The 10,536-nt window shown below is 66.5% G+C and carries 10 protein-coding genes; 4 read left to right on the top strand and 6 right to left on the bottom strand.

What is annotated here, in order from left to right:
• A partial coding sequence (locus ABT171_RS41300; protein WP_351252077.1) for a transposase occupies nucleotides 1–144 on the bottom strand: 144 nt, incomplete at its 3' end.
• A 21-nt stretch (nucleotides 145–165) separates the two neighbouring features.
• On the opposite strand from ABT171_RS41300, the gene ABT171_RS41295 reads away from it, so the two are divergent.
• A complete protein-coding gene (locus tag ABT171_RS41295) occupies nucleotides 166–702 on the top strand; it encodes a type 1 glutamine amidotransferase domain-containing protein (RefSeq protein WP_351252075.1) in 537 nt (178 codons plus the stop codon).
• Between the two features lie 17 nt (nucleotides 703–719).
• Here ABT171_RS41295 and ABT171_RS41290 read toward each other — a convergent pair whose 3' ends face one another.
• Together ABT171_RS41290 and ABT171_RS41285 are read right to left on the bottom strand one after the other, a co-directional pair.
• Entirely contained in the window at nucleotides 720–2,333 is a 1,614-nt protein-coding gene (locus ABT171_RS41290) for a GMC family oxidoreductase (RefSeq protein WP_351252073.1), read from the bottom strand.
• A gap of 65 nt (nucleotides 2,334–2,398) precedes the next feature.
• Nucleotides 2,399–3,835, bottom strand: a complete 1,437-nt coding sequence (locus ABT171_RS41285; RefSeq protein WP_351252071.1) for an aldehyde dehydrogenase — start codon at nucleotides 3,833–3,835, stop codon at nucleotides 2,399–2,401.
• 437 nt (nucleotides 3,836–4,272) lie between these two features.
• Between ABT171_RS41285 and ABT171_RS41280 the strand changes: the two genes are divergently transcribed.
• Nucleotides 4,273–4,890: a TetR/AcrR family transcriptional regulator gene (locus tag ABT171_RS41280; protein WP_351252069.1), complete on the top strand. Its 618-nt coding sequence runs from the start codon at nucleotides 4,273–4,275 to the stop codon at nucleotides 4,888–4,890.
• A gap of 177 nt (nucleotides 4,891–5,067) precedes the next feature.
• On the opposite strand, the gene ABT171_RS41275 is transcribed toward ABT171_RS41280, so the two are convergent.
• From ABT171_RS41275 to ABT171_RS41265, 3 genes are all read right to left on the bottom strand, one after another.
• Nucleotides 5,068–6,054 (bottom strand): NAD(P)H-dependent flavin oxidoreductase, encoded by a 987-nt coding sequence (locus ABT171_RS41275; protein ID WP_351252067.1) that lies wholly within the window; start codon nucleotides 6,052–6,054, stop codon nucleotides 5,068–5,070.
• 214 nt (nucleotides 6,055–6,268) lie between these two features.
• Nucleotides 6,269–6,736: a VOC family protein gene (locus tag ABT171_RS41270; protein ID WP_351252065.1), complete on the bottom strand. Its 468-nt coding sequence runs from the start codon at nucleotides 6,734–6,736 to the stop codon at nucleotides 6,269–6,271.
• Nucleotides 6,737–8,212: 1,476 nt separating this feature from the next.
• The gene (locus ABT171_RS41265) at nucleotides 8,213–9,196 is read right to left on the bottom strand and encodes a zinc-dependent alcohol dehydrogenase family protein (RefSeq protein ID WP_351252063.1); all 984 of its coding nucleotides are present in this window, start codon (nucleotides 9,194–9,196) and stop codon (nucleotides 8,213–8,215) included.
• 778 nt (nucleotides 9,197–9,974) lie between these two features.
• Between ABT171_RS41265 and ABT171_RS41260 the strand changes: the two genes are divergently transcribed.
• Both ABT171_RS41260 and ABT171_RS41255 read left to right on the top strand, forming a co-directional pair.
• Nucleotides 9,975–10,301 carry a hypothetical protein gene (locus ABT171_RS41260; protein ID WP_351252061.1) on the top strand — a complete coding sequence of 109 codons (327 nt, stop codon included), beginning with the start codon at nucleotides 9,975–9,977 and terminating at the stop codon, nucleotides 10,299–10,301.
• A gap of 37 nt (nucleotides 10,302–10,338) precedes the next feature.
• A partial coding sequence (locus ABT171_RS41255; RefSeq protein WP_351252059.1) for a transposase occupies nucleotides 10,339–10,536 on the top strand: 198 nt, incomplete at its 3' end.

Genomic DNA, 10,536 nt, shown 5'->3' with positions numbered 1-10,536 from the left:
CAGTCGCTTGTGTGCGGTCTGGAACGAGCCGAGCTCATAAGGAAGGTCCCTCCAGGGCGAGCTGGTGCGGTACTTCCACGCGATGGCCTCAAGAGCGCGGCGATGGTCGGCCCATCGCCGCCCGCGGACCGGATCCGCGGGCATCAGCGGCTCGATCACGGGGTCGTGCCCGTCGTGGACACGATGAGCCTCAGGCCCCGTATGGCGGGCGGCGAGGAGAACGCGCTGCGGGAGGAGGCCGTCATCGAGGAGGCGGACGAGCTACGGCATCCCTTCTCCCTGAAGGATGTTCGCCTCGACGACTACAACGCGGTCTACTACCCCGGAGGCCATGGCCCGATGGAAGACCTGGCGGTCGACCCGGACTCCGGGGCACTGCTGCGGGAGGCACTCGCCTCCGGCCGTGCACTCGGCATCGTCTGCCATGCCCCGGCCGCTCTCCTCGCGACCCGTGACGCGAACGGCGGCACGCCTTTCGCGAACTACCGGGTGACGGGTTTCTGCAATGAGGAGGAGGCCGGAGTCGGTTTCGCCGACAAGGCCAAGTGGCTGCTGGAGGACGAGCTGAAAAAGCTCCCCACCGAGTACTCCCGGGGCCCCGCGTGGGAGCCGTACACGGTCGTGGACCGCAACCTCTTCACGGGGCAGAACCCCGCGTCCTCGGGCCCGCTCGCCAAAGAACTCGTCGAAGCTCTGCCCTGACCTCGCTTACGTAGAGTTCAGCGAGGCCTCTCCCCGATCCGCTCGGCAGCCTTTTCCGCGATCATGATCGTGGGTGCGTTGGTGTTTCCACTGATGACAGTCGGCATGACCGAGGCGTCGACGACACGGAGTCGCTCGACTCCGTAGACCTCCAGATCCGAATTGACGACGGAGTCGTGTCCGGTTCCCATGGCGCAGGTGCCCACCGGGTGATACGCCGTGGCACTCCATCTGCGGACGTGCTCTTCGAGAGCCGCGTCGTCCAGACCGTCCAGACCGTCCAGGTCGTCACTGGCCGGCAGGTACGACCGCCCCAGGTATTCGGCGAACGGTGCGTGGTGGGCGATGCCCATGACCGCTCTGAGTCCGGCGACCATGACCGACGCATCCACGGGCACGTCGAAGTACCGGGGGTCGATCAACGGTGGGGCCTGCGGATCAGCCGACGCGAGACGGACGGTGCCGCGAGTCTGCGGGTGCAGGGGGACGCAGTTCATCGTGAACACCGGCCGGTCAGGTTGTTCCTCACCGCTGAGAACGAGTGCCGTGGCCCCTCCCACCAGCTGGACGTCAGGACGGCTTTGGCCGTCCGTGACGTTGAGGAACGCGCCGACCTCGCCGTAGTTGGAGGCGAAGGGCCCGTCGCCGTGTGTGCGCCACCGTTCGAGGTTGTCCGAGGTGAGCAGGTCACGGACGATATCAGTGGAGTTCCGGGTCTCCCACACGATGGGAGCCATCAAGTGGTCCTGCAGGTTACGCCCGACGCCGGGCAGGGGGACTAGGACGTCTATCCCCACATCGTGCAGCTCGTCGGGGTCGCCTATGCCCGACAGGAGCAGCAGCTGGGGCGAGTTGATGGATCCGCCGCAGAGCAGAATCTCCCTGTCGGCGTGTGCCGTCCGCTCCTGTCCGTCCCGGAGATAGGTGATGCCGGCCGCACGTGATCCGTTGAGTGTGATCTTTGTTGCCAGGGCGCTGGTGCGTACCGTGAGATTGGGTCGGCCGAGGGCCGGGCGCAGATAGGCGTCGGCCGTGGACCACCGTCGCCCGTGATGGCATGTCACCTGGTACAGGCCGGCGCCGACAGGGGACGCACCCGCGAAGTCGTCGTTGCGGTCCAGTCCCCATTCGACGGCGGCGTCCAGCCAGGATTGTGAGAGTTCGTGGGTGTAGTTGCGGTCCTCGACGTGCAGGGGTCCGTGCGAACCGTGGTAGGGCTCTCCGAGGCGGCGGTTGGACTCGGACTTCATGAAATAGGGCAGGACGTCGTCGTAGCCCCAGCCTTTCGCACCGTACTCATCACGCCAGCTGTCGTAGTCGTTCCGGTTGCCCCGGGTGTAGATCATGACGTTGGTGGATGATGAGCCGCCCAGAGTCTTTCCCCGGGGCCAGGAGAAGGTGCGCCCCGGCCGGGACTGCTCGACCGTGCGGTAGCTCCAGTCGGTGTGCGATCCGAAGAGCATTCCGAGCGCGGCTGGGATGTGGATGAGTTCGTCGGCGTCGGGGCCGCCCGCTTCGAGGAGCAGCACCTGAACGCGGTCGTCGCGGCTCAGGCGGTCTGCGAGTACGCATCCGGCGCTGCCGGCGCCCACGATGATGTAGTCGAATCCTTCGGTTCCGGTGGAAGTCATGCTGGTTCCCTCGCCCGGCGAGCGGCCGTCGCCCGGACTCGCCGAGCCGGGTGACGGCTGTCGCATCAGGGGTGGTAGATCGACTGGAGCTGGTGGTAGGAGTGAAGTCCCTCGGGCCCCAGTTCGCTGCCGAGACCACTGGCCTTCCTGCCTCCGTAGGGGGAGGCGAGGTCGGGCAGATAGCCGTTGAGCCCGACGGTGCCGGTCCTCAAACGGCGGGCCACCTGGGCACCATGGTCCAGGTCCGTGGTCCAGACGGTGCCGGCGAGGCCGTAGGACGACTCGTTCGCCAGGCGCACTGCCTCGTCCTCGCCGTCGTAGGGCGTGACCGTGAGGACCGGGCCGAAGATTTCTTCCTGCGCGATGGTCGATGAGTTCTCGACGTCGACGAATACGGTGGGTTCGACGAACCAGCCTCGATCGAGGCCGGATGGCCGACCTCCTCCGGTGGTGAGCCGAGCCCCTTCGTTGAGGCCGGTCTTGATGTAACCCAGGACCCGTTCGCGCTGGCGCTGGCTGACGAGCGGGCCGATCTGGGTGTCGGGGTCGAGCGCGTCACCGATGACGGCGTCACGGGCCATCGTCGTGCAGAACTCGACCACTTCCTGGTACCTGTTGCGGGGGGCCAGGATCCTGGTACTCGCGTAACATGTCTGACCGTTGTTCAGCAGACTGGCCATGAAGAACTGCTCCGCGTTCGCGGCGAGGTTGGCGTCGTCGAGGACAACGGCGGCGGACTTGCCTCCCAGTTCCAGGGTTACCGGCCGCAGCAACTCGGCGCATGCGGCAGCCACTTGACGTCCCGCTCTGGTGGATCCGGTGAACGACACCTTGTCGATGTCAGGATGGGAGACCAGATAGGCGCCGGTGTCACGGCCGCCCGGAACGATGTTGATCACGCCGTCGGGAATGCCCACTTCCTCGACGGCCTCCGCCAGCAGCACCGAGTCGAGGACCGTCTCCGGAGCCGGCTTGAGGACGAGCGTGCAACCGGCCGCCAGAGCCGGGGCCACCTTGAAGAACGCGATGGTCTGAGGGAAGTTCCAGGTCATTATGGCGGCTACGACGCCTGCGGGTTCCCGTCGGACCAGCGTGGTGCCACGGGGCAGTCCAGTACGCAGCTCCTCGGACGTCATGCCGTCGGCCAGACCCGCGTAGTAGCGCAGCAGGGCTGACGGCACCACCCCTTCGAAGGAACGGGCGACAGTGATCGGCATGCCGTTCTGCGCGCTGACGGCGGCGGAGGTCGCCCCCTTCCTGGCATCGAGCGCATCCGCGAGACGGATCATGGCGGCCGCGCGATGTTCAGGGCCCCAGGAGGACCAGCCGGTCGGTGCGTCGAATGCGGTACGAGCGGCTCCGACCGCCCGGTCGATGTCGTCCGGAAAACCGTCCGGTACAGCACCGAGATGATCGCCGGTACTCGCGGATGCGACGTTGATGACACGGTCACCGGACGTCTGCACCCAGCGTCCGCCGATGAACAGTTGGTTGGGATCCATTGGTGAACTCTCCCCACGGCATGGCCTTGGGACCACGACATTCCGTGGTGTTCGATACGTGGATGACCAGCGGGCACGAGGGTGCTCAGCGCGGTACGCAGGCCGCTGCCGGTCATGACTTTCCTGCGCAGTGGCCCGGCGCGTCGAACCTGCGGGTGGGCCACATCTGCGACGCCCCTTGCGGCTGGTACCGGCCCTGGGGTAGCGCTGTCATGATTCACAACTGAATGAATCCGACATTACACCTATCTGGGGTAATCTGTCACCAGATGGGTGAAATACGGCAGTGAATGCTGTGGCCGTCGCCCGACGAGGGAAGGCCGGACCGGCGGCTCAAGACCTCACACGAGGCCACCGAGCAGCACGGTCGGCAGGCCGGCCCCCGGGTGCGTGACAGCGCACCATGAGCAGGACGCCTCAAGGAGAGGTGGCACATCGTGAGGACATATGGCGGAGCCACGGCGGAACAGCGCGCTTCACTCCGCCGTCGGCGCCTCATGGAAAGCGGACTCGAACTTTTCTCCACCCAGGGATACGCCCGCACATCGATCAATGCGGTTCTCCGCCACGCCGGACTCAAAGACAGGTACTTCGCGGAGAGCTTCGCGTCCCTCGACGATCTCATGGCAGCGCTCATGAGAGACATCTACGAGGAACAGATCAGCCGGTGCACCGAGGTGATCGCCACAGACCAGCCGCTGCGCGACCGGGCTCGAAACATGATCGACCTCATCGCCGGGCTTCCTCTGGCGGACCCCAGAAAAGGGCGCGTCAAACTCACGGAATCCCTGGGGGCCGGTCCCCTCACGGCACGCGAACGGCGTCTGGGCCTGCAGCGCATGAGCGGCCTCGTGGACTCCCTCCTGAGGGAAGGGCTTCATGATCCCCGGATCGACACCGCCACCCTGTCCGTGGCCGTCGTGGGCGCGGTCAGCGAGATGCTGCTGAGCTGGTTCAACGGAGATCTGGGCATCTCAAGGGAGGAACTGGTGGATCAGGGCCTCCTCCTCTTCGAGGCCATCACCGAGCATGCCTCGGCAACATCACGAGAGTGACAGGACAGCCACCGTCGACAGCTCCCAGAGACCATCCGGAGTTATGCGTTCACCACGCTCAGCCGACCGCATCCACCGGCATCCGCACCTCCCCACCCGGCTTCCCGTCGGGTGGGGACTCAGGCGTTCACGACCGGGTGCCGAGCTTCGTCGTCCCCGCGCGAGCTGGGTCGCTCGTCAGCTCAGCAGCGATCGAGGCCGTGCGGCCAGGATTGCCTCGGCCTCGTCACTGATCGTCCGGACCACTTCGGCGGCGGGACGGACGGCATCGACGAAGACCGCCGACTGGCCGTAGAGAATCGCGCTCGTGTCAGGGTCGGGCGGGTCCTCAACGGGACTGACGCCCTTGGGGGGCGCGAATTCCTCTTTGCGGCCCCGCAGCGTCGCCTCGCGCTCTGACCACTCATCGGTGAACCGATTGCGGCGGACTCGTTCACCGATGGTCGCCGGCCACGGAAGCCCTGACACAATGTCGTAGGCCCGCGTCCATACGGTGTCGCTGCCGTCACTCTCGACGATCAGGCGCTTGTGGACATCGTTCACCTCGATCGCTTCGGTCGTGGCGAGAAACGCCGTGCCCAGCCAGGCGCCGTCCGCCCCGGCGGTGAGGACGGCCGCGAGCGTGCGGCCATCGCCAATGCCTCCTGCGGCCAGCACCGGAACATCGGGGTAGCGCCTCACGATCCCGGCCAGGAACGGCAGGAGGCCCATCGTTCCGGTATGGCCGCCGGCCTCGCTACCCTGCGCCACGAGGACATCGGCACCCGCGGCGACGGCCGTCCGCGCGTCCTCGTAGTTCTGTACCTGGCACATCACCCGGGCTCCTGCGGCCTTGGCTCGGGCAAGCCACGGCTGCGGGTCGGCGAACGACAGTGCGATGACCTCTGGTCGCTCTTCCAGAGCGGCCTCGAAATGCGGTTCGGTGAAGGGGAGGAACGGCGTGATGAAGCCGACTCCGAACGGGAGGTGAGTCGTGGCGCGAATGGTCGCGATCTCCGCACGGATCCAGTCAGGCCCTTTCCAGGGATGTGTTCCCCCGAAGGAGCCGAGCCCGCCGGCCGCGGAGACCGCGGCGGCGAGTGTTCCGCCGCTGTGCAAGGCCATCGGGGCCGCCATCACCGGGTAGGTGATGCCGAACATTTCGGTGAATCGCGTATGCAACATGGGTAGACGCTAGCGAACACGGTGAGTCCGGCCCACCAGAAGCGCCGTCTCGCCCGCGTGAAGCTACTCGATCGCACAATGGAACCGCGGAGCGCCTGACCCGTCAGTCGGAGTGTTAGGTGGTGCCGTAAAGCTTATGACGCGATCTTATTGAAAGTACTCTGGTTGGGCGTGAACGATGCGATGATTCGGCATGCCGATGTTGTGAGGCTGATCAGGAACCAGCTCCGGGCAGCTTCTGCGACAGTTCGATCATGTTGCCCCACGGGTCGCGGAAGAACGCCAGTCGCCGACTGATGTCCTCGATCTCGAAAGGTTCACCGATAAGGTCGACACCTCGGCCGGCGAGCTCCGCACGTGCTTCGTCGACATCGTCGACATGGAAACACATGTGCTGGTAGCCGCCGTGCTGCAGGCTGCCTCCGAGGTCGTCGAGGACCTCGTTCGGGAAGGGTACCGGTCCGGCCAGCAGTTCTACATGGAAGCTGTCATCGTTGGGCGGGCAGAGGTACGCGAGCTTCAGCTCACCGTACGGCCACTCCTGGAGCACTCGGAAGTCCAGCTTCTCCGTGTACCAATCCTTCGCCGCGTCGTAGTCGGGAACGCGGATACCAACATGGTGACCACTGAAGGAGGAAAAGGGGCTTGATGGGTTTTTCGGCGGGTGCGCTGGCATGGGCATCGCAATCACTCCCTATCCCTGCTGAACCATCAGGGGATGGCGGGATGAATCAGACGGTTCAGTCTATCGCCCGGTTCGCTGCGGAATAATCAAGGTCCGGATATTCGCGATCAGGTTTGATGGCTCGCCGCGTAGAGCTTGTAACACGATTATGATCTGTGCGGCATTCCCCGCGGACGGCGCAATGTCGATGAGGACCAGGTTGGCCTGCCTGCCTTCCGCTTCGAGGCTCAGGAGTACCAGGGAAAAGTCGACGGAGCGACCGCGGACCGCAGTTGGGCATGGCCGGCACGGACCGTTGCACAGCTGCTGAAGAAAGACCTCCGAGAAAGCACCCACTGGCTCGCAGGGTGGGAGTGCGAACTCGGCGCCGTGTCCGCCTGGTCCTGGGAACCGGACCAGGTCAATGTCTTCCTCTTCCATGGCTGCAGTTCCGGATGATCCTCGCCGTCTCCAGTGACGACCCGGTGGGCCAAGCTGAACGGCTCGCTGAGCAACTCGTCGCAGCCGACCCGCGCCAAGCCGCCGAGGTCTGCGGTGGCTCACCGGAGTTCGCCCGCCAACTCGGTTACCCATCGCTCTGACTCCCGCGGACATCGCGCGCTACCAGCACGCGGCCATCGACCTTGCCGAGACGGCTGACTGCCGCTTTGGCCCCAGTCTGGCTGACGACTACCAGGGCCGGGGCGTCGGGACGCTCGTCTTCCCGCTTGTCACGGAGGTTGTACGGCTGCTTGGCAGGACGAGGGTCATCCTGTGGGGCGGCGTCCCCGCCGACCATCCCCGTCCCATCCGCTACTACGAGGAGCACGGCTTCCCACCGGTTGGCTTCTTCACCGGGGCGGACGGCTCTCTGTCACTTGACATGATGCTGGACCTGCACCCCCTGCCGGATCCGGCAGGGCCCTGACCAGACACAGCCACTCGCAGGAGCGTCGGCCGGCCGCGAGGCAGGCATTGTGCCGATCGACCCGCACCGCACGAGCGCGGCTCGGCAGTCATCCACTCGGCTTGCCGCGGAGCGGCCACAGTCGGAATCCAGCCGGGGTGGGGCGTGGGTGCCTCGCGCAGGGCGGGGCGGCAGTCGGTGAGGGCATCGACGCCGACGAGTGTGGTGGATCCGGTCTCAAGCCCCGGAGTGGCCCAGTGGTCCGTCGGGGCTTCAGGCGGCCCGCCCGTGTGAGGGGTGCACACAGCTGGCTACGGGTGAGACCGGCATCTGCACCCGGCGCGTGGCTGAGGAGACCGCACACCTGGACCGCGCTGGTTACTCCCTTCATGGGGCGTCGTCCGCGTGGCGGTGGACGCCCGCACGGTGGAAACGACCAGAGCTGGGCCTCGGCCGGCTGAATGTCCGGCTCGGGTAAGGGCCTGCTGGCGGTGGGGTCGTGCGGCGAAGGGAAGCGTTGTGCCCCCGGCGCACGAATGTACGTCCGGCGACCTGCCTCGCTCGGTCGGTCATCGTCCGGATGGGTGTCAGCCGATGTCGATCACGACCTTGCCCTGGGCGGTGCCGCTCTCCACGGCGGCGTGGGCGGCCGCGACGTCAGCGAGCGTGAAATGCCGGGGGTCGAGAAGCGGCTTGAGTGCCCCGGCGTCGGCCAGTGCGGCTGCCTCGCGCATGATCTCTCCGTGGTGTTCACGCCCGCGCCCCGTCAGCAGGGGCAGCAGGGTGAAGACACCGGAGTAGGTCGCTCCGCGGAATGACAGCGGCGCGAGGCTGTGTGTTCCCCACCCCAAGGCACTCACGACATGACCCGTGTAGGTGCGCACCGCGGTGAAGGAGTCGTCGAGCACGGAACCACCGACGGTGTCGAAGACGACGTCGAAGCCCTCGCCGCCGGTGTGCTTGGCGACGTATTCGTCCACGGTGGCGGCGGTGTAGTCGATCGGGCTGGCCCCCAGGCGCTCGACGACCTCCAGTTGCGGAGGCGACGCGGTGGCAAAGACCTCGGCACCGCGAGCACGGGCGATCTGCACAGCCACATGACCGATACCGCCAGCTCCCCCATGAATGAGGACCCTCTGCCCCGCGTGGACCTGCGCCCGGTCCACCAGCCCCTCCCAGGCCGTGATGACGACCAGGGGCAGGGCCGCGGCCTCGCGTGCGGTGAGCGAGGCCGGCTTGCGCGCGAGCAGACGCGCGTCCACAGCAGCGAACTCGGCAAGCGAGCCCTGCACGTCACCGACACCTCCGGTCATGCCGAAGACTTCGTCGCCCGGCGCGAAGCCGTGGACACCTGGGCCGACCTCCTCGACCACACCGGCCAGGTCCAGGCCGAGGACGGCCGGGAGCGTGCGCCTGGCATGAGCCGCCTTGCCTGCCCGGATCTTGGTGTCCAACGGGTTGACGCCGCTGGCCTCGACCTTGACCACCACCTGCCCCGGGCCGACATCGGGCTTGTCGATCTCAGCGAGGACCAACGGAGTGCCGAACTCTCGGAGAACCGCTGCACGCACGACTTCTTTCCTGTCTTCGTTGGTATGGGTATGTGGCCGACACGGTGGTGCACCGGCCGCGATCAGAGTGACTGCCGACGAGCAGGCGTGCCGTCGGCTTCGCCTCCTCCACGACGGCGCGGTCCTGCAGCAGGCGTCCCGAGGCCAAGGCTCCATCAATCAGGAGTCCGATCTGCCGGGCCGGCGCGCCGACGTCGTCTGCGCCGGCCTTCTCGCACAGTCAGTCAGCCACGGCTGACGCCGCCGAGTGTGCTGCACGGTGACGGCCCGGGCCTCCGAGTCCAGGTCCGCTTCGCTCCAGGAGTCGTCGGTCCTGCGCAGATACGCCGCGATGAGCTCCTCCAGTATGGCGAAACGAGCCCGCGCCCAGGCGGTGGGCGCCACTAGAGCCCAGGCAGAAACATTTGCCTGAACTCGTCAGCTTCATTGTCCCGGGCATGGCGGCGATGGATGAAGCCGACTTCTGGGATAGGGAGTGGGAGTCGGAATTCACACGGGTTGCGGGCCGGTTCTCGAGGGTGGATCCGCGGTGGCGGATGCGGGACTACGTGCAGAGGCAGTTCCGTGCGGCCGGCCGCACGGAACTGCCAGATCGGAGTCATCGCCGCCTCCACTGTTGCCCCGGATCACAATCAGGCGCGTGTCTTCCGTTGTTCCGCATGGTAACCACGGGAATACGGGGTGTGGGCATCTCCCGCGACCGGACATGGCCGCTTCGCTGGAACCGTCACGGCGACCCGAGCAACGACCGGGGATCGACTGGGGCGAGACTCTTCCCATGAGAGTCAGGTGCCGGCAGATCATCCACCCCGCGGCCGACATCCCCGTCGCGGAGTACGACGGGATCCGGGTGGGCGGTGTCTACCCGGTTCTGGAGATGGTCGCCTACGACATCGATTGCCAGATCCGTGTGCTCGGCCCCGGTACACCCGACCCCGGACTGCTCTGGGACCCCGCCGACTTCGAGACAGTGGACACTCGAATACCACCCGGCTGGACCATGGTCATCGCCGACGGCCGCACCCGCCTCGCGGACGCCCGCTGGCAGCGCCCCGGATTCTGGACCGGCTATCACCACGGCGACCCGCAGGCCCTGGCCGACTAGCGCGTGTCTCTTTGATGGGTTGGTCAGTTGATCGGATGTGTCTGTCCGATTAGTGATCACTGATGCGATGTGGGACCGGATCGAGCCGCTGATGCCCGCGGATCCGGTCCGCGGGCGGCGATGGGCCGACCATCGCCGCACTCTTGAGGCCATCGCGTGGAAGTACCGCACCAGCTCGCCCTGGAGGGACCTTCCTTATGAGCTCGGCTCGTTCCAGACCGCACACAAGCGACTG

Source organism: Streptomyces sp. NPDC001851, assembly GCF_040297165.1.
Classification (GTDB): Bacteria; Actinomycetota; Actinomycetes; order Streptomycetales; family Streptomycetaceae; genus Streptomyces.
Note: the sequence above shows the minus strand (reverse complement) of the source record. Positions and strands in the feature narration are given on the sequence as shown.